This is a genomic window from Pandoraea communis, assembly GCF_902459745.1.
GTDB lineage: Bacteria > Pseudomonadota > Gammaproteobacteria > Burkholderiales > Burkholderiaceae > Pandoraea > Pandoraea communis.
Genome location: NZ_CABPSJ010000006.1, coordinates 251157 through 269868, shown reverse-complemented (window position 1 = coordinate 269868; position 18712 = coordinate 251157). Strand labels below are relative to the sequence as shown.

At 56.6% G+C, this 18712-nt stretch carries 20 protein-coding genes, 1 tRNA gene and 1 pseudogene; 18 read left to right on the top strand and 4 right to left on the bottom strand.

Going from position 1 to position 18712, the window contains the following annotated elements:
• The first annotated feature begins 2 nt into the window (after positions 1-2).
• From PCO31110_RS21030 to PCO31110_RS21005, 6 genes are all read left to right on the top strand, one after another.
• A complete protein-coding gene (locus tag PCO31110_RS21030; RefSeq protein WP_150691304.1) occupies positions 3-1388 on the top strand; it encodes a cytochrome b in 1386 nt (461 codons plus the stop codon).
• A gap of 31 nt (positions 1389-1419) precedes the next feature.
• Positions 1420-2139 carry a cytochrome c1 gene (locus tag PCO31110_RS21025; protein WP_010808195.1) on the top strand — a complete coding sequence of 240 codons (720 nt, stop codon included), beginning with the start codon at positions 1420-1422 and terminating at the stop codon, positions 2137-2139.
• An 83-nt stretch (positions 2140-2222) separates the two neighbouring features.
• Positions 2223-2834 carry a glutathione S-transferase N-terminal domain-containing protein gene (locus PCO31110_RS21020; RefSeq protein ID WP_010808196.1) on the top strand — a complete coding sequence of 204 codons (612 nt, stop codon included), beginning with the start codon at positions 2223-2225 and terminating at the stop codon, positions 2832-2834.
• A gap of 76 nt (positions 2835-2910) precedes the next feature.
• Entirely contained in the window at positions 2911-3369 is a 459-nt protein-coding gene (locus PCO31110_RS21015) for a ClpXP protease specificity-enhancing factor (RefSeq protein ID WP_010808197.1), read from the top strand.
• 124 nt (positions 3370-3493) lie between these two features.
• Positions 3494-3569, top strand: a tRNA-Thr gene (locus tag PCO31110_RS21010).
• A 426-nt stretch (positions 3570-3995) separates the two neighbouring features.
• Complete coding sequence (locus tag PCO31110_RS21005) at positions 3996-4523, top strand: DUF1819 family protein (RefSeq protein WP_082164685.1); 528 nt, start codon at positions 3996-3998, stop codon at positions 4521-4523.
• Here the strand turns inward: PCO31110_RS21005 and PCO31110_RS25920 are convergent.
• Entirely contained in the window at positions 4451-4726 is a 276-nt protein-coding gene (locus PCO31110_RS25920; protein WP_231606077.1) for a hypothetical protein, read from the bottom strand. The two genes, PCO31110_RS21005 and PCO31110_RS25920, sit on opposite strands and share 73 nt — an antisense overlap.
• Here PCO31110_RS25920 and PCO31110_RS26120 point away from each other — a divergent pair.
• The 5 genes from PCO31110_RS26120 to PCO31110_RS25780 all read left to right on the top strand — a co-directional run bounded on the left by PCO31110_RS26120 (position 4637) and on the right by PCO31110_RS25780 (position 9754).
• On the top strand, positions 4637-5122 hold the full coding sequence (locus PCO31110_RS26120; RefSeq protein WP_231606079.1) for a hypothetical protein: 486 nt from the start codon (positions 4637-4639) through the stop codon (positions 5120-5122). The genes PCO31110_RS25920 and PCO31110_RS26120 overlap by 90 nt on opposite strands.
• A gap of 414 nt (positions 5123-5536) precedes the next feature.
• Positions 5537-6469: a hypothetical protein gene (locus PCO31110_RS20995; protein WP_048628203.1), complete on the top strand. Its 933-nt coding sequence runs from the start codon at positions 5537-5539 to the stop codon at positions 6467-6469.
• Positions 6470-6543: 74 nt separating this feature from the next.
• Positions 6544-7560: an IS21 family transposase gene (istA, locus tag PCO31110_RS20985; RefSeq protein ID WP_048628202.1), complete on the top strand. Its 1017-nt coding sequence runs from the start codon at positions 6544-6546 to the stop codon at positions 7558-7560.
• On the top strand, positions 7557-8342 hold the full coding sequence (istB, locus tag PCO31110_RS20980) for an IS21-like element helper ATPase IstB (RefSeq protein WP_048628201.1): 786 nt from the start codon (positions 7557-7559) through the stop codon (positions 8340-8342). Before istA ends, istB begins: the two co-directional genes overlap by 4 nt.
• Before the next feature lie 638 nt (positions 8343-8980).
• Positions 8981-9754, top strand: coding sequence for a helix-turn-helix transcriptional regulator (locus tag PCO31110_RS25780; RefSeq protein ID WP_072632746.1), 774 nt, complete (start codon positions 8981-8983; stop codon positions 9752-9754).
• A 50-nt stretch (positions 9755-9804) separates the two neighbouring features.
• On the opposite strand, the gene PCO31110_RS20965 is transcribed toward PCO31110_RS25780, so the two are convergent.
• Both PCO31110_RS20965 and PCO31110_RS20960 read right to left on the bottom strand, forming a co-directional pair.
• A complete protein-coding gene (locus PCO31110_RS20965; RefSeq protein ID WP_231606074.1) occupies positions 9805-10152 on the bottom strand; it encodes an H-NS histone family protein in 348 nt (115 codons plus the stop codon).
• 105 nt (positions 10153-10257) lie between these two features.
• Complete coding sequence (locus PCO31110_RS20960; RefSeq protein WP_058375279.1) at positions 10258-11199, bottom strand: hypothetical protein; 942 nt, start codon at positions 11197-11199, stop codon at positions 10258-10260.
• An 822-nt stretch (positions 11200-12021) separates the two neighbouring features.
• On the opposite strand from PCO31110_RS20960, the gene PCO31110_RS20955 reads away from it, so the two are divergent.
• Entirely contained in the window at positions 12022-13185 is a 1164-nt protein-coding gene (locus tag PCO31110_RS20955) for an inovirus-type Gp2 protein (RefSeq protein WP_082164683.1), read from the top strand.
• Positions 13186-13489: 304 nt separating this feature from the next.
• Positions 13490-14299, top strand: coding sequence for a peptide arginase family protein (locus PCO31110_RS20950; protein ID WP_048628259.1), 810 nt, complete (start codon positions 13490-13492; stop codon positions 14297-14299).
• A gap of 245 nt (positions 14300-14544) precedes the next feature.
• Here PCO31110_RS20950 and PCO31110_RS26115 read toward each other — a convergent pair.
• A pseudogene (locus PCO31110_RS26115) lies at positions 14545-14730 on the bottom strand (topoisomerase DNA-binding C4 zinc finger domain-containing protein); the annotation flags it as partial.
• A 154-nt stretch (positions 14731-14884) separates the two neighbouring features.
• On the opposite strand from PCO31110_RS26115, the gene PCO31110_RS20940 reads away from it, so the two are divergent.
• The 5 genes from PCO31110_RS20940 (at position 14885) to PCO31110_RS20920 (ending at position 18699) form a co-directional block, all read left to right on the top strand.
• Positions 14885-15637 carry a hypothetical protein gene (locus PCO31110_RS20940; protein ID WP_048628198.1) on the top strand — a complete coding sequence of 251 codons (753 nt, stop codon included), beginning with the start codon at positions 14885-14887 and terminating at the stop codon, positions 15635-15637.
• A gap of 216 nt (positions 15638-15853) precedes the next feature.
• Positions 15854-16222: a hypothetical protein gene (locus PCO31110_RS20935; protein ID WP_048628197.1), complete on the top strand. Its 369-nt coding sequence runs from the start codon at positions 15854-15856 to the stop codon at positions 16220-16222.
• A 262-nt stretch (positions 16223-16484) separates the two neighbouring features.
• Positions 16485-17483: a hypothetical protein gene (locus PCO31110_RS20930; protein ID WP_150691303.1), complete on the top strand. Its 999-nt coding sequence runs from the start codon at positions 16485-16487 to the stop codon at positions 17481-17483.
• Between the two features lie 178 nt (positions 17484-17661).
• Complete coding sequence (locus PCO31110_RS20925; protein WP_048628195.1) at positions 17662-18405, top strand: hypothetical protein; 744 nt, start codon at positions 17662-17664, stop codon at positions 18403-18405.
• 99 nt (positions 18406-18504) lie between these two features.
• The gene (locus PCO31110_RS20920; protein ID WP_048628194.1) at positions 18505-18699 is read left to right on the top strand and encodes a YqaE/Pmp3 family membrane protein; all 195 of its coding nucleotides are present in this window, start codon (positions 18505-18507) and stop codon (positions 18697-18699) included.
• Positions 18700-18712 lie beyond the last annotated feature (13 nt).

The window sequence follows — 18712 nt, the reverse complement described above, 5'->3', positions numbered from 1 at the left end:
TCATGGCCGCCGACAAACAGGTCGACACGACGGGCTTGCTGGGCTGGATCGATCGCCGGTTTCCGCTCAGCCAGCTCTGGAAGGAGCACGCGTCCGAGTATTACGCGCCCAAGAATTTCAACTTCTGGTATTTCTTCGGATCGCTGGCCATGCTGGTGCTGGTGATTCAGATCCTCACCGGTATTTTCCTGGTGATGAATTACAAGCCCGACGCCAACCTCGCGTTCGCGTCGGTCGAGTACATCATGCGCGAAGTGCCGTGGGGCTGGCTCATTCGCTATATGCACTCGACGGGTGCCTCGATGTTCTTCGTCGTGGTGTATCTGCACATGTTCCGCGGGCTTTTGTATGGCTCGTATCGCAAGCCGCGCGAACTGGTATGGGTGTTCGGCTGCCTGATCTTCCTGTGCCTGATGGCCGAAGCGTTCATGGGCTATCTGCTTCCCTGGGGGCAGATGTCGTATTGGGGCGCGCAGGTGATCGTGAATCTGTTCTCGGCGATCCCGTTCATCGGTCCGGATCTGTCGCTGTGGATTCGCGGCGATTACGTCGTGTCGGACGCCACGCTGAACCGCTTCTTCGCGTTCCACGTGATCGCCGTCCCGCTGGTGCTTATCGGTCTGATCGTTGCGCACATCATTGCGCTGCATGAAGTCGGGTCGAACAACCCGGACGGCATCGAGATCAAGGACAAGAAGGACGCTAACGGCCGGCCGCTCGACGGCATTCCGTTCCATCCGTATTACACGGTGCACGACATCATGGGCGTGGGCGTGTTCCTGACGGTGTTCTCGGCGATCGTGTTTTTTGCGCCGACGATGGGGGGTTACTTCCTGGAAGCGAACAACTTCATCCCGTCCGATCCGCTGAAGACGCCTCCGCACATCGCACCGGTGTGGTATTTCACGCCGTTCTACTCGATGTTGCGCGCCACGACCGATGATTTCAAGCACGTGCTCATGGCGCTGGCGGTGATCGTCACAGCCATCTGGTGGGTGAAGGGGAAGGCGGCGGCGACCACGAAGGTTGCGGCATCTGGCGGCGTGGTGCTGCTGCTGTTGGCGATGTATCTGATCGAAGCCAAGTTCTGGGGTGTGGTCGTGATGGGGGGCGCGGTGGTGACGCTGTTCTTCCTGCCGTGGCTGGACCATAGCCCTGTGAAGTCGATTCGGTATCGTCCGGGATTCCACAAAGTGCTGTTGGGTATTCTCGTCGTCGTTTTTGCTGTGTTGGGGTATCTGGGAATCCAGGAACCGACGCCTGTGAAGACCGCGATCTCGCAGGTCGGTGCGCTGTACTACTTCGGGTTCTTCTGGTTGATGCCGCTCTGGAGCAAACGGGGCACGTTCAAACCGGTGCCGGAGCGCGTGACCTTCGCGGCGCACTGAGCGTACGCAAACGACGACTAGGGATATCAAGATGAGAAAACTGTTGCTTATCCTGGCGCTCCTGAGTGGTTTCACGGCGCCGGCTTTTGCTGAAGAGGGTGTGGCGCTCGACACGGCGCCTAACCGGATCGACGATCTCGCCTCGCTGCAGCGCGGCGCGAAGCTGTTCGTGAACTACTGTCTGAACTGCCACTCGGCGGCGTCGATGCGGTATTCGCGCCTGAAAGATCTGGGGTTGTCGGACACGGAGATCAAGAACAATCTGCTCTTCACGACGGACAAGATTGGCGAGACGATGACCGTGGCCATGCGCACGGCCGATGCCAAGGAGTGGTTCGGTTCGGCGCCGCCGGATCTGTCGGTTGAGGCGCGGGCGCGGGGGACGGACTGGCTCTACACCTACTTGCGTACGTTCTATCGAGACGATGCCCGGCCGACGGGGTGGAACAATTTGGCGTTTCCGAATGTGGGCATGCCGAACCCGTTCTGGCAGTTGCAGGGACAGCGCGGCTTGAAGCGTGTAGAGGGCGCGGAGCATGGTCCGGCGCAGTACGTGCAGATCACGCAAGGGACGATGAAACCGGTGGAATTCGATTCTGCCGTGGCTGATCTGGTATCTTATCTGGATTGGATGTCAGAACCGGTGCAACGCACGCGCCGGCAGTTGGGTGTCTGGGTTTTGTTGTTCTTGGGACTCTTTACGGTACTTGCCTGGCGCCTGAATGCGGCCTATTGGAAGGACGTGAAGTAAAATAACGTCTGTACGACGGGGCCAGGGTTTGGGAAGCGTCGATTTCCCGCCCCGGCCCCGTTGGTTTTTAAGGAAGACGCGCTATGATGGTTTTGTACTCGGGCACTACGTGCCCCTTCTCCCAGCGTTGCCGGCTGGTTCTGTTCGAAAAAGGCATGGATTTTGAAATCCGTGACGTCGACCTGTTCAACAAGCCGGAAGACATTGCGGTGATGAACCCGTACGGTCAGGTGCCGATTCTTGTCGAACGTGACCTGATTCTGTACGAATCGAACATCATCAATGAGTACATTGACGAGCGATTCCCGCATCCGCAGTTGATGCCGGCTGATCCGGTGCAGCGTGCGCGTGCGCGCTTGTTCTTGTTCAATTTCGAGAAAGAGCTGTTTGTGCATGTCAGCTCGCTTGAAAACGAAAAGGGCAAAGCGGCTGAGAAGACGCACGAGAAGGCGCGAGGCGCGATTCGCGACCGTTTGACGCAGCTTGCGCCGATTTTCGTGAAGAACAAGTACATGCTGGGTGAGGAGTTCTCGATGCTCGACGTGGCGATCGCGCCGCTGTTGTGGCGTCTGGATCACTACGGCATTGAATTGTCGAAGAATGCTGCGCCGTTGATGAAGTATGCCGAGCGGATTTTCAGCCGTCCGGCGTACATTGAAGCGCTGACGCCGTCTGAAAAGGTCATGCGTCGCTAATGCGTTGAATTGCCTGCTGGCGAAGCTGGCTTACCGAGGGTGGTGAGCGGGTTTCGCGGCGGGGTGAGTTGGTTATATGCCTGAAACGTCTACCAAGCCTTATCTACTGCGCGCGCTGTACGAGTGGTGTACCGACAACGGATACACACCGTATTTGGCCGTGCATGTCGATGCCAAGACGCGAGTTCCGCGCGAGTTTGTGAAAGATGGCGAGATTGTGCTGAACATCAGTTTCGACGCCACGAGCGGATTGCAGATGGGCAACGACTGGATTGAATTCAGCGCTCGCTTCGGGGGTATCTCACAGAAGGTGGAAGTGCAGGTACCGAACGTGCTGGCGATTTATGCCCGTGAGAATGGTCAGGGGATGGCATTCCCGGTCGACAAGCAGGCGTCTGCGGACGAGGGTACGGAGTTGGAAGCCGTGCCATCGGTGCAGGCGCCGGGCGATGACGATCCGGAGCCACCGCGACCGGATGGCAATGCGCCGGCGGGTGGTAACGCCGGCCGCGCTCGCCTGAAGGTGGTGAAGTAATACGCGATAGCGGGGGGAGTGGGGAGGTGCCTCCGAGCATTCCCCCAATTGCCCGCGTCCGCGGACGATTTTTCACCGTCAGGTAGCCGCAGTGACCGATGAATCGGTTACAATACGCGACTTCGCCGGCTTAGCTCATCTGGTAGAGCAGTTGATTTGTAATCATCAGGTGGCGGGTTCGAGTCCTGCAGCCGGCACCAATAAAATCAAGGGGTTACAAGATTTTTCTTGTAACCCCTTGTTCATTTCTGGCGGCCATGTAACCAGCGTGTAACCGGATTCAGTCAATCCCGGTGTACGTTGCTTCGGTTACACGGCATCCCGGAAGGGCGCCGACCACTGCAACTGAGAGGCGCGTGCCGAACGGGCTGCCGCCGACATCGACGCCAGGGTAATCCTCGCTGGTCATCGGCAAGCCGGTTGCCGGATTGATAGGGTATGTCATAGCGCCCTCCATGCTGAGCGGTTGGGAAACGCCTCGCGGTCATCGAAGAGGCGTGTGAAACTCAGTCCTCGTCAGTCATCAGAATCGTGATAACGGGTTTGGCCGAGCTGTACGCGATAATGGCGACTTTGAAGTGATGGGCGCTGCGCGCTCAGCGAATCACGGGCGATGAAGAAAGTTGATGGAACAGCGTGATCAAAATGGGAACTTGCGACCATTTGCGAAGGCTGCGGTCTGGGCACGACAACCCACGTCATCCGGGGGATTGTTGGGGAGATGTGCGGTGGGCCTGTATAACGCCGAAATCTCCGCAGGTTCACTGATGATTCCTGAGAGCCGGCGGATCGCGCCCCTTTTGCTTTCGCGACCCAGCGACGAACTGTGGGAGTCGGCCCTGAACGACGAGAATTTATTGCAGAAGAAGCCAGCCACGGCTAAGCGTCAGGCACGCCTAATCCGTCGTCGCCTCGAAACCTTGGACGAAGAGGGCGTTCGACTTGTGGTCGAAGGCGACGGCGAGCTTTGCCGACAGATTTTGCTGTCGGCGGCGATTCGTCATAGCCGGCTGCTGGGCGACTTTATGCGCGATGTTTACGCGATGGATCTGCGACGCCTGGAAAAGAATCTGAATCATCGTCAATGGGACGGTTTCCTTGCTGAATGTGAGCACCGCGACGACGCCGTTTTCAAGGCGCTAGGCGTCGAGTGAGCAGAATTTAACCCACTATCTCCCGCATCTGTGGTTGTCAGAAGCACCGGCCGAATCAGCGATTCGTGAACGTGGAGACGGCGAATTCGAAGAGGCGGGTCCCGGAAGTCCCCTTGGTGAAGAATGATGATCTTGTCCCGCTGGCGTGTCTGGGCGGTGTACAGCATTTCACGCGTCAAGTTGCGGCAGGGGTTTGGAACCACAACGAAGGTTTTGCCGAACGCACTTCCCTGCGTCTTATGCACGGTCAGCGCATAGGCCAGTTCAAGCGGTGGCGTACTCTCCTGCGAATCGAATTCCCACGGCTTGTACTTGTAGGAAATCTCGGGCTGCGAGGCCAACTCAACTTCGACTTCGTGAGGCGCTCAATTTCTCCCCCTGGTCCTGCGGTGCCCGGTGACAATGCCGATGTCGCCGTTGGCAACACAGGCATCATCCTTTTCCGGATAGGTCTCGCGCCCGCTCTTGTTGATGACGGTGATAGCTTTGTCACCGTAGATGATTCCCTCTGGGCCGGCAGGGCTTGGGATCTTCTTGTCCGGCTTTCGCACGTTCCGTCGGTTGATACCGGCGCTGGGCTTGAGTATCGGACAGGTTAAACCGGGCCAACAGCATCAACAGTCCCCGCCGCTCGGGCAGCAGCCTCTCCCACTTCTTACGGAGGGTGAACTGCGAGGCCGGGGTCGGGAATTACCCTATCGAACGGCATTACATTCGCAACGTGCAAACCGAAAGCATTTCTCAGGTATCTTGTCGATTGCTCGGGCTCTGCAAAAAGGCCAAAATGGCCACCCACGGGCATACGAGATGCCACTCGCAGCAGCCCAAGCGATCTGCCAACGCCACGCCAAGCGACAACACGCTGAGACTACGCTATGCCCGCACGAGCCGCTGAGACTAAGACCGCGAGAGCTAAAACTGCAAGCCCTGCCGCGAAGACCATCAAGCCGTTGAAGCCGAAGAAGGCGATTAAGACGACTCCGACTAAAAAAACCGTCAAGCCGAAGAAGCCCATGAAGACGGCGACCACCGTCAAGAGTAAGAGCGAAAGCCTGTTGGGCAAGCTCGTGCGAACGGGTCTCTCACGCACCAAAGCCGCAGCGCGCGCCGAGGCCGTCGGCCGTGCACCGAAGGAAGATCCGGCGCCCAAGCGCCGCACACTCGGCGATACCGAGGCCGCCAAACTCCGGCACAAAGAGGCCGAGGCGAGTCGCGACGAGCTCCCCTCGCCGACGAAAGCGCAGCTCCTCGACTTCCAGCTCGATTTTCTTATCGACGCGAACCTCCTGCTCTACACTGAAAACCCGGTGACCTTCGCCACCGCGCGATCCACCCGGCCGGACCCCGAGGAGCGTCTCGCGGGTTTTCTTGAACGCACATTCGGCACGCGCAAACCCGACGCGATGATTGCTCGATTCGTGCCGCTGTCCGATTTCGGCGGTAACACCATGATGAAGCGCCTGCATCAGGAGAACGCTGGGCCCGACGTAAACGCGGTGATCGACCGGGCGCGAGCACGCGCCGATGAGCGGGTGGACCAAGCGCGTGAGTCGCTGCGGGCGAAGCATAAGCAACGGTTGGTAAACCAGCGGGCGGAGCAGAAGGCGGAGCAGGCACGGCTCGTGCGAAACCTTTCCGAGTATCCCGCTCGCTGGCTTGGGGACTTGGCGGTCCAGTTCGATGATCTTAATAGCGCCGCCGGTGGGCAGGTCATCAAAGACCCGCGGGTGGTGCAGCGGCTGTTTGACATCGCGCGGCGCGCGGAAGAACAGGGTACCGTAAACGGCGACGACGAGGCGGCTACGCCCGTAGAATTTGTCGTCGGCGAAGTAATTGAAGCTTACAACGCGTTGGCTTTACACGAGCGACGTCAACGTGAGGTGGACAGGAGGCGTATCCAGGAACTCGAAGAGCAACTCGCAAGGCTTCAAGAACCTGGGTGTTAGCGCCGATGTAAAACTGACCCACCCGCCGAAGTGAATCTGACCCACCTGGGAGAGGATGGCGGCTTTTGCCGCCGATGCTGACTCAGGAGCAAGCAGTGGAAATCAAGGTATTGGCAAGGCGCGGAGCGCCGGTGCGGGAGATAGCGAGGCAGATGGGTGTCTCGCGGAACACGGTCCGACGATATCTGCGCGACCAGAAGGCTAGCCGGTATAAGGGGCGAGAGCCTCGGCCAACCAAACTGGACCCGTTCAAGGCGTACCTGCTTGGGCGAATCGAGGCGGCGCGGCCGCACTGGATTCCGGCAACGGTGTTGCTGCGCGAGTTGCGGGAAGAAGGCTACGACGGCGGTATCAGCCAACTCAAGGTGTTCCTCGCGCCATACAGGGACGCGGAGCCGGAACCGGTCGTGCGCTTCGAGACGCCGCCAGGCCGACAGATGCAAGCCGACTTCACCACGATCCGACGCGGCAGGTCGCCGTTGCTGGCGCTGGTCGCCACGCTGGGCTACAGCCGGGCGACGTACGTGCGTTTCACGAGCGGCGAGGATGCCACGACGTTGTGCCAGTGTCTGCGAGAAGCCTTCGTCTACTTCGGCGGCACGCCCGAGCATGTGCTGTTCGATAACGCCAAGTCGGTCATCGTCGAACGCGATGCTTACGGCGACGGTCATCATCGCTGGAACGGCGAGATGTTGGCGCTGGCGGAAACGTATGGATTTACGCCGAAGGTATTCAGGCCGTACCGTGCCAAGACCAAGGGCAAGGTCGAGCGCTTCAACCGGTATCTGAAGCAGAGCTTCGTGGTGCCGCTGGCGGCGACGCTCAAGCAATCTGGCCTGAAGCTGGATGTCGAGGCGGCTAACGGCCATATTGGCCGCTGGCTGGCCGAGGTGGCGAATGTCCGGGTGCATGCCACGACGAAAGAGAAACCGTCGGTTCGACTGCCGTTAGAGCAAGCGGCACTGCTGCCGTTGCCGGTGTCGACCTCGATTACAGCACCGGTACCGACGCGGCTTAAGCGAGTGCTGCCGAGCGAAAGCCTGCAGCATCCGCTGTCGGTCTACGACGCCTTGCTGGAGGTGGCAGCATGAATCTCCAGCATGAACGCATTGCAGGGCTGTGTGACGAACTGAAACTGGACCGCATCGGGAACGACTGGAGCGTGCTGGCCCAGAACGCTGCCAACGCTGATGCCAGTCACGCCGACTTCCTCGAACAGCTACTGCTGACCGAACGGGATGCCCGAGAGGAACGCAAGCGCCAGACGCTGACCAAGATGGCCTCCCTGCCGGGCATCAAGACGCTGGAGCAATACGACTTTGGCTTCGCCAGCGGCGCACCGCGAGCCCAAATCCAGGAGCTGGCCGGGCTGGCGTTTATCGAACGGGCCGAGAATGTCGTGCTGCTCGGGCCATCTGGCGTGGGCAAAACGCACATCGCCTGCGCCCTGGCGTATCGGGCGACACAGGCAGGAATCAAGACGCGCTTCACGACCGCCGCCGACTTGATGATGCAGTTGGCCACAGCCCGGCAGCAGAACCGGCTGCGGGAGTTTTTTAACCGCGCCGTGGTTGGCCCAAAGCTGCTGGTTATCGATGAAATCGGCTACCTGCCGTTTGGACGCGAGGAAGCCAATCTGCTTTTTAACGTGGTGGCCAAGCGATACGAGCGCGGAGCCATCGTGCTGACGAGCAACCTGCCATTTACGCAGTGGGCCACGGCATTTGCCGACGACCAGACGCTGACTGCGGCGATGCTCGACCGGCTGCTGCATCACGCGCACATCGTGCAGATTGCAGGCGAAAGCTATCGGCTGAAGGACAAACGGAAAGCTGGACAAACTACACGCGCAGGCGCGAAAGCCGCCGCGTGACACGGAGCCTGGGTGGGTCAGATTTACTTCGGCGATACGCCGGAAGGTGGGTCAGATTTAAACCGGCGTTGACACCTGGGCGAGCCGCCGGCTGAACTGTGCACGTTCAATATGTCGCACCCTTACGCGACATCGATACCTGATCAGTACGAGGTCGGGTCCGCCCACTGATTGTCGAGCGGCTAGAATCGACCGACGGGATCGTATCAGGAAGATTAAGATGCGTTCCCGCAAACCGATCTTTCCGATGCCGATTCTTGGGCGCCGCCACGTTACAGGCATATGTGTCAATTCGTCCGTCGTAAAAAAGTAACGTCACCTCATAGCAACGCGACCAACCGGAAACTACTGATACAGAAGCGAAATTTGCGTGTTACCCACGGATCAACAAGTTTCCATCTCGGGCATGGCGCCAAAGGCTCTCGAGTGCGCCTACGGTCAGCGTCGCTCCGTGGTCGGCAAGGGTAATGTAGTTCAGGCGGTCGTTGACCAAATGGCTCATAAGCTCTTCGCGATTGCTCAGATGCACTGTCGGCAACGTCCACTTGATCTACTTCGGATGTGGCACGACAAAATCGAGGCTTGTATGCTTGAGCAAGTGGACTTAGTTGTTCGCGAGGACTCCCAAGGAACGAGTCGTGACAAACAAAAAGACGCCGCAGGAACTGATTGAATTCAGCGTGCAACTGCATGCGCAACTCCGCTGCTATCTGGACATGCCGGCGTGGACGCCGGTGATGGGTGCCATGCTTTTGGCTGGGCTCCGACCGGAAGTTGAAGCTGGCTGCACCGAGATCCCGACTGACGGTTGGGTGGGATTGGAAGGGATTGAGCTTGATCGCGGGACGAACGGCCGTTTCATTGAGGCGCGTCGAATTTTGCGGGAATGGAACGATTGGTGCGAGGAGGAGGGGCAAGCACCCGCGATGCTACCTCCAATCGATTTCATTGCTTGGTGTGTCGATTACGAGATCAAGGAACGATTCGCAGTGTTCAGCTCGTTCCCTTGGATCGATGCCTTCAAAGGTGTAGTGGGCTATCCCGGTGAGAACGTTCATGTGCCATTCGAAGTTGCCCTATACGCAGCGAAAACGGCGCAGCCTCTCAATGAGATCCTTAGTCGGTTAGATGCCATGGACCGACGTGCGCTTGACGCGAGCCGATTGCTATCAGCCGCCTCTGCCCCTATTACTGCAGCGATCCCGATTTCTCCCTCCAATCCTCTTCGCCAGTTTCTAACAACAGAAGAGTTTGCCGCTGCGCTTGGCATTGCACCTCAAACCATTCGCAAAGGCTACTCGACTGATGGGCACTATTGCGACGTTAGGCCGACGAAGCTGCCAAATCGAAGACTCGCGTGGCCGACTGATGCGGTGGACCGCATTTTGCAGGCTTCGCGCGGAAATAAATAGCCAGCCAATCGCTCTCGAGCAACTTGGCTGGCTGAAGTCGACTTGATCCGTCAAGCAACGAGAAAATCGTCTTTCGCCGTTCCTTTCTCCTTAAGCCATTTGGGCGCTCTGCCACGCCCACTCCACGTTTCGCCAGTATTGGGATTTCGATATTTTGGCTCTTTTACCGTGGTGGCGGATTTTCCGGAAAAAGTTAGCCGACTGGCGGTAAATCCCAACTCTGCCGGGGTGATGCCATATTTGGCAATTGCCGCCCTCATGCTAGAAATCGCCTCTGCTTTCTCACGATTCCGTATTTGGGCCGCTTGCTGTTGAAGCTGCTCAATCTTGGCTTGAATTTCCTCGTATGTCTCCACTGTTTGCCTCTGTTCAAAGTAAGGGAGGGAAAATCGTTGCAATACGATCCTTATTGCTAGGAAATGTAGACAGCAGCTTGATCTCGAGTTGTGATGTACATTTTCGACCCTATTTTACTATCGAGCACTCAGATGTGACGTATTGAGTTAGCTTGACTCTATGGGATGCTGGAGGGAAATATTCGATGTCATACGGATGTCTGAAATTCCTTGTTTGGTGGCCAGTTCAATCAGTCGCTCTAGTGTCTCAGTACGGGATATGCCAAGCTGCTTGGCGAGCTTGTCGAGGTCTGCCATTGTTGTATCGGAAAGGACGAAGTTTCTTTGGCGAACTTTATTTTTCTCCAATTTCTCTCGATACTTTCGTTGACTCCAAAGCTTCCGGATGTGATCGACGTGGCTCTTTTTTTCGTGGTCAGAGATCCGGAGGGAATCGAAAAAACACTTCAGTCCCACTCCTCCCTTTTGCCTCCATGTGTCTGCGTCGCCCCAGCGAAAAAATGGCATTGCTGGTGCCAGTCGCGACTCTAATGCTTTCCAGGAAAATGCATGTCGCTCCTCGTCGATGTCATCAGAAAACCAATCGAGATAAGAAGTGCTTCGCAGATGCCCTGCCCATAATTGTTGCTGTTGCTTGATGTAGTGCAGCTTGTCCGCGATGGGCTGCATAACAAGATCAACTAGGCAAATGTAGTAATCGCGACTACTAAATCTTGCCCTGGCATCACCGATTTCAAACTTCAATGCCGAGTGGAGGGCGTTGATCAACCAATAGAGCTGACGAGCATTATCCGTGATCCAATCGAAGTCTGCGTCCTGAGTGAAGCAGCGACCCGCACGGAGCATCGGAATTATGACTTTGTTTTTTTTCAATAGCTGCCCGAGTTCAGCTTTTATGTCTCCTGCGGTTATTGTGCTGTCTGGACTCGGGGGCATGCCGACGGAATCTGGCATTGGCCAAAGCGCAGTGGGTGTGAAGTAGGGGAAGTACTTTAGCCGCAGCCACAACCATCTCTCTTCTCTCGCGGATACGTTACTCCCCCAGAGCTTTGAAATGTCTCCATGCGGGTCGGAATATTGAATAACCATAGTTTGTCGGTTCACCGTGATGCGAAGCTATTTTCAAGAAGATACCGTAGAGTACACCAAGAAAGAATCCGGACGCATTCAAGAAGACATCAAGAAGATCTCTAGATGTATCGTAGACTGTATTTCAACCAAACATGCCCTGTACTCAAGGCACTACAGCTTGTGAGGTATCAGAAGCCTGGTTGATTTGCCTGTGGTATGAAGGCCAGGAAAGGGGGCAGTGAAGTAACCAGACGCATGCTTCAGAGCGTTCGATCGCGAGTATTCTCGCGCTGGTGGATAACCAACTCAACTGACGATGATCTGAGCAACATTGCGGTGATGCCCCGAGGTCGGGATAACTCGAGATTGTGTTCGCGGCTAGCCCTTTGGGGTATTGCTTCCCCGGGGATTGAGATGTGGCTCTATCGGGATAATTCCGTAATCCCGATAGAGTTGGAAACCCCAGTGTTTCCTTGGATCATAATCAAAGAATGCCAGATAGCGTTGGGCATTTGTCTCTCTGCGCTTCTCTGCCTCCTATATTAAGATTGTCTTGAGTATTGTCTAGTAGTATTCATCATCAATCTCTCCCCTGTAGACTCACCTCCACTCCTTAGCGAAGGTGCATCGCACTCGCATCCCTATCGGCCATCAGTAGACGGACTGCTCGGTCTACTGTCGTGGTATTAAACTGGCATCTGCCAATGCCATCGGATCATCAGCCTCCACCAGTTGCGCAGCACGTAGTCCCGATACCTACGAAGAGGAGCCGTACTCCTCTTGTCGCTGATAAAAATTTATCTGGTTCATCTATCGAATGTCCTAACACGGAGATCTGAAATGTTCCAGAACACAACGCCCTTCAATCCGCCCGAGTCCAGTCCCTTCACGCAATGGGATGACCGGCAGGTAGCATCACCATCGCGGTACTGGGAGGTCGGTGAGTACGCTAAGGTACTCAATCAGCTTGATAGTTTCCTCGCAGGTGTGTTGCGCACCACCCAAGTGCCCTTTGATATCCGGATTCAATGGGGACGAGAAGTCGCTGTACGTAACCCTGTAGGTGTCTATGGCTACCGGAGCCTGGTTGGATTCCTTCCGTCATGTGCACGGTGGATGGACCTGTACCGGCCTGGCTATCACTACAGCGCCGATCTGCAACTGTTTTTTGATTGTTTCCGACAACACCCATTTGCTGGAGTATTCAGCAATGGTGTTCTCGCTAGCCCATGCGATCAAGTGTACGTTGCGAAGCTCTACAACGACTTCGTGGGTTGCCTACGGATTGAAGCAATTCGGCGTGGTGTCAAGAAGAGGTTGTGTGATTGGCGAGCCAATCTAAAAGACCAGGAGCAGGCTATTCGACGCTATGTCGCAAAACTACAAGCAGCGTATCCTTCTCTTCACCAGATTCGGTGTGACTTACACTACACGGACTACGCGATGAGTGACGCCGATACCCGATTGCGCACTAGCTGGGCGCTCTCGAACGGGAATTGGTTGGAACTTGCCTCGAATGTCCCGTCGGGACACGGACGACCGGAAACTGCCGCTCGCTTCGACCCTGCTATTGCCATGGCAGATCGAGATCGGTTCTTCGATAACCAGCGGGGAGCGGATAACGATCTATTCGAGCCCATGGTCGGTTATATCTGCAAAATGGAGCAAGGCGGGATACACAGGGCGAATCATTTCCACTGCGTATTTTTCTTTGACGCGACTCGTGTGACCCAAGCGCAGGTGGAAGGCTTCAAATGCCGTATTGAGGATCGTTGGCGGAAAGTCACTCGTGGGCATGGCCTGACGTTCGACTGCCACGAGGGATCTCGCCGCGCAGAGCTTGAAGCTCAGGGGCGATGGGTTCTTAATGGGCTCAATAGAGCCAATCCAGCGGAAGCTTCGAAGTTCGTCGAGTATCTGGTCTGTTATTTGACCAAGGACAAAATGCAAATGTTACGTATCAAACCGGCCGAAAAAGCTTGTACGTTGACGATGGGGCATTGAGGTCGCAATCAGGCGAGCGTGAGCGACATAACTAACCCCAAGGATCTTGTGCTGCACCCCGCCCGCTGCATGCTGAGCCGGACGATTCACCGCCCGGTTACCTTCAGCAGGCCATCACGCCTGCCACTGGGCATGTTGAGCACAGCGGTGGATAAGGCTTTGGCGAGCACGGGGCAGGCCTCGATTGCACGGAGGCGCGCGAGGCTCTTGCGCTTGATGTGCCGTCCCCCAACGGGGGTAAGGGCCATGCCATCCCGCGCCTCGTTGTATGCTGGTACCCTCTCGCAACAAGGGCATCACCAGCATGGCTCACCAGAAGCACATCATCGGTGGCAAGGACGTGTACGTCGTCAAGCATCACCACCACGTCCTCGGCGGCTGGGCGGAAGTTCGGCGCCGCCAGGAACAGGCCGGGGTCGGCGCCCCGGCGCTGCTCACGCTCGATCACCACACGGACACGCGATCGCCGTTCGACAACCACTGCTACTGGACGGTGCACCCGGGCCCGGGGATGGTCCAAAATCGGAACACCGTGGCGATCGACGCGATGGCGGGCGGCCTGCTCAGGAACCTCACTTGGACGACCAAGGCCAGCGTGAACCGGGCCATCGTCAACCTCAAGCACGACGAGCACATCCGGACCGCGATCGCGGCGGACATCCTGTCCCGCGCGTTTGTGATTAACACGGACGGCTCGAACCGTGCAGACCCGGTGGGGCACGTCTACGAGACGTACTCGGGGTGTGCCGCGATCGCATGCCCGAAGGCCATCCACGACGACCAGTGCGAGCGCTTGCGCGCCGATCAGGCGCTCGAATCGTGGCACCTGAACCACGAAATCGCCGAACTCGACGCCAAGGCTCGGGCCAACGGGGAGCCCGGCGTTGGCGAGGCGCCCTACGTCCTGGACATCGACTTGGACTATTTCCACACTGAGAAAGCCATCGCCCCGAATGATTCGGCAACCTTTTACCAACTCGTGCAAAACGCGCTTGCGATCACCGTCGCGACCGAACCCGCGTGCGTGCGGAATCTCCGGCTTCCGGGATCGAAGATCACCGCGAAATCACTGCTGGCGAATATGCTGCGACTGATTAAGATCGCACTGACCTGAGCGACAACGTTGTTCCAAGCGCGTAACCATCGGGAAGCGCTGCAGGGACCTCGCCATTCCCTGGCCGCAGTGGTTGTGCGTGACAACGGACCGTCGGGTCGCCGTCCCAACGGAATGCCCACAGCAGGGCATCCGAAGGGGCGCGAAGGGGGCTCAGCGACGCGGCGTTTGGTCTGACTCACCGTTGTCCCGGAAGTATTTGCTGGCGCCAACGCGTTTCCACGCTTCCTGGGGTTGTACCTGCAGACAGGAAAGTTGGAGCAGGAATGAAACTCTCCGTAGGGGCCGGAGCGCAAGACCAGAATCCCTCGTCTGCACGATGGGCATTCTTCTTCCTCAATGACCTGTCCGTCGGCGTCCGTGATCGACACTTCGCCGTTCTGTTCTAGTTCCCGCAAGAAGAAGGAACACTGTCCACGTGTCGTAAACATGGCCACGCTACGGCGAGCCCTGGTGAGGGCCACGTAGAAAAGACGCCGCTCCCCAACATACGAAAATTCCACAGGAGAACCGCAGGGAATAAACTTGACACAGGCCGACGCTCTAGGCATTAATTCTTGCAAACCTAAATATCCGCGACAACAAATGCTAGCAACAGCGAAACAGCACTTCGACGAGGATATGCAGCGCGCTGCGGATCTTCTTATCCACGCAGCGACGTTGCCAGCCAGCCGATTGCGAGACGACATACTACGCGGTGTGTGGATGATGGCGGTGGGCGCTTGCGACGCATACTTCTCCGATGCATACGCCGACCTGATTGCTCGCACGCTTCGAGCGAAGGATCTACAACCCGCGGTGAACCTCCCAGATAGATTGAATAACCTCAAGGTGCCCGCGATAGCGGTGATCAGAGATGCAGGCGGCTGGCGGTGGCGCATGGCCGCCCGCGAGCTAATTGAGGACGAGAACGTATTGTCCCTCAACAAGATCAAGCAACTCTTCAACCACTTTTTCCGTAAAACACACAAGATTCTGACCCAGACAACTATCGAGAGTTGGATTTTGCACACGCAGGCCAAAACTCGCCTGTTCGGAATCACGAAGACGGCGTATCGGGCTCTCAACGCGACAGATAAGGCCAAAGCGCGGGGCGACGCTTTGGATCAGTTCGAGAATTGCTTCGAGGAAATATTCCAGCGTCGCCACGACTGCATTCACAATTGTGACCGTCCCAAGATAGCCCTGCAGCCCATTACAGACAGCGTCGCCGGAAAGCGCGTCCAGGACATCACCTTCCTCGTGGAAAGGTGTCACGACGCCTTTCTTGCAGAGTTCCCCGAATACCTTAGGATGCTTGGCTTCAGCGGCGTGACCCGGAACCGCGTGGGAGCCTAGCTTGGGCGGTTGCGTTGCCGATGCGAAATAAAATTTGACGCGATGGCGAGCGACCTGCACTCACGAATATCTTGCGCAGCCCGAAAAAACAGGCCGCACCACGTAAAGAAGGGAGAAAATGCGACGCGGCGGCGACTGGTGAGCCTGAAGTGATGGAGTGTGAAAGCGTGCTCGTAAAAATCGGTGACTCGTCAAGTCGTCTGGGCGGAGATTGCCATGAACGACGAAAATGAGTTCGCGCATCTTATGGAGATGGAACTCAAACATGGGGAGTCTGGCCAATGCGCGATCCTGCTGCACTTGTCAGATTTTTCCAGGTTTGAAGACCGTCAATTCTCCGAACTTCTCGTGCTCACTGCGGTGCAAAACAGATGGCCGGATCATCACAATAAGTGGCCATCCGTGCAGTACCAGCACCGAGCGAATGCCATGTTCGCCAAGATTAAAATGCATCGCATCCATCATCCCAAGAGAACCGACGATGAGAGGAAAACCGGGGCAAGAAATTCAAAACTAGACCCGATGTTGTGGAGCGCGGTGCTGGTGGATAGGATGGACGAACTGCTTCCGAGCGTATCCGCGTGAACGCGGCTGCATGAGCTGCAGGAGGATGAAAATGTATGCACGTCGTGATCTTCGATCTCTTCGGCACCTTGGTTGAGATCAAGGAGCAGCGCTACCCATATCGCAAATTGCTCCGCTGGATACAGCGAAGCGGCGCGTTATGCAGAAGATCACCCATTTACAAACTCCGGTGGAAATTTCAGTGATTTTTGCATTTACCGGTAGAAATTACACGGGCGCTATACTGCGCTGAAAGTCGGGTATGAACCCACGGGGGCTAGACATGAACGACCTATTTGCTGGACGTCGTGTGAAGTGTCTTTGGGCGATCGTGGCGGGAGCATTGCTAATCACGGGATGTGATAGCCGTTCGGTGTCCGGGGTCTATGTGTCGCATACCGACAATCAAGCTGCGCTACTTCAAATCACCGAGACCCCCGATCACCGCTTCACCGGCACACTCCGCCACACCACGCTCAACAATGACGGGACACTGTCATCTGGAGACGCCAATGTGTCCGGCTCGGTTGATGGGGGCAGCATTACACTTACCGTTTTGGCCGCGATCCTGCCCATCGGCAAGAATTTCAGTGGTGCAGTGACGCGCGATGGGATTGACCTGAACTTTGCTAACGGTAATCAAACCGCCGTCCAGCATTTCGCTAGGGGGCGCCCTTCCGATTTCGAATCGGCAGTTGCCCAGCTTAATCAAATCGGGCAACCGATCGTGGCTGCACGCCGACACGGTCAGCAGGTCGATCAACTAAACCGCCAAGTTGGCGTTCTCGCGAGCGATATCAATAGATTTGTAGCCAGTGCCGATCAGCATATCAAGCGCCTATCCAAGGCCAAGGCCTACTATGAGCGTGCTGTGATAGTGGAACAGGCGAAGCTCACTCAGGCACAGCGTCTCAAGGCATCCGGCAATAGTATTGCGCAAGGTCAGGCTGCGATGATTGTTGCTCAGATGGGCGGTGATAAGTCTCAGCTATCCATGGCCGATGACGGTCTCGATCGTACCCACAACGACGCGATCTCGACGGAGAATTCTCTCAACGCTCGGATCTCAGCGTGGCGCGGGACCTGTTTGGATGGGGGCGCAGTAAAAAGGGGAGACGCTATCCCTGACATGGGGCCGTGCAAGGCGCTATCTCAAGCTGTCGCGTCGTACAACGCCACCGTCCCTGTGCTGCACGATGCGTTTTCGACGGCCCAAAATGCGCGCACGCAATCCAATGCGAGGTTGGCCCTCATCTGGAGATCTGCTGACCAGATGGAGTAGCGGGCTCGATCGCTCTGAAAACTATCAATTCGAGCTCCCGGTAGCATCGTTGATTCGAAGAAAGGCAAATATACGGCGTAGGGGAGCGTGCTATCTAGTGAGAATGTCGCGAACGTTTGTGAGACTAAAACGTGTAGTTCGAATGGCGATCCGTAAACTCTACTTATTATGACTAACTATGCCTGAGTTGAACGGGACTGCATCGGTCGCAGATGCGATTGCATTGACAATGCGGTCTTACTTCTCGATTAATCATCTTGCGACTGCGGCTCACCAAGCTCAGGTCGCAGCCCGCATTGAAGCCGCATACGGCGGCTTCAATGCGGGGGAGGCGGTCGAACACAAGGGGGCCGTTTCGGGTTCGATTTTCATGAGTGTCGCGGGAGTGGAGGCGTCCATTAACGAGTTTTTCTCGGACTGCGCGGACGCTCATATGTATCACCTCGTCGGCCTAGAAGAGCAAGCCGTGGATCGATTGGCGAGAGGCTGGAATGCAACTTCAATTGTTGAAAAGGCGAGCATATTGGAAAAGTTTCAGTTTGCGTGCCTGTTGGCTGATAAGGCACCACTAGATCTCGGCACTCCGGCTGCGCAGGATCTGGCGATTGGTATCGATATTCGTAACGCGTTGATGCACTACAAGCCTCAGTCCGTTGATCTCCCGTTGGACGGAACATCTGTGACGGTGGTGGGGAGCTGGAAATCCATTGAGCGGAAGCTCAAGGGGCGTCCGAAATTGACGCCAAATCCGTTCGCGTCGGAAGCGCAACCGGAATTCCCGTATCGAGTGCTCGGATACGAGTGTGCCAAGAGGACTCTCAGCGGTGCTCTATCATTTCTCGAACTTTTTGCTAGCCATCTTGGCCTGACAAGACCACCATTTCAGAACATCTGTTCGGAGTTGCGGGCAGGTCGGAAGTGACCTTTGTGCGGGGTTCCCGTCCGAATCTGCAGCATTATCATCGGCGCAAAGCGCCTCACACCGACCCGAGGCCGGAACACTAATCGTAAGAGGAATTACATGCGTCTGCTGCTTGCGTTGATTCTGCCGTGGCTTCAATTTTTCACTATCGGGCGCCCCTTTGCCGGGATCGTCTGCCTGCTTCTACAACTTACGATCATCGGCTGGATTCCGGCCGCGATCTGGTCTGTGTATGCGCTGAGCCAGTACAAGACCGACAAGAAAATCGAGCGCGCCTTGGCTAACCGCAGGTAGCGAGAAAACGCTG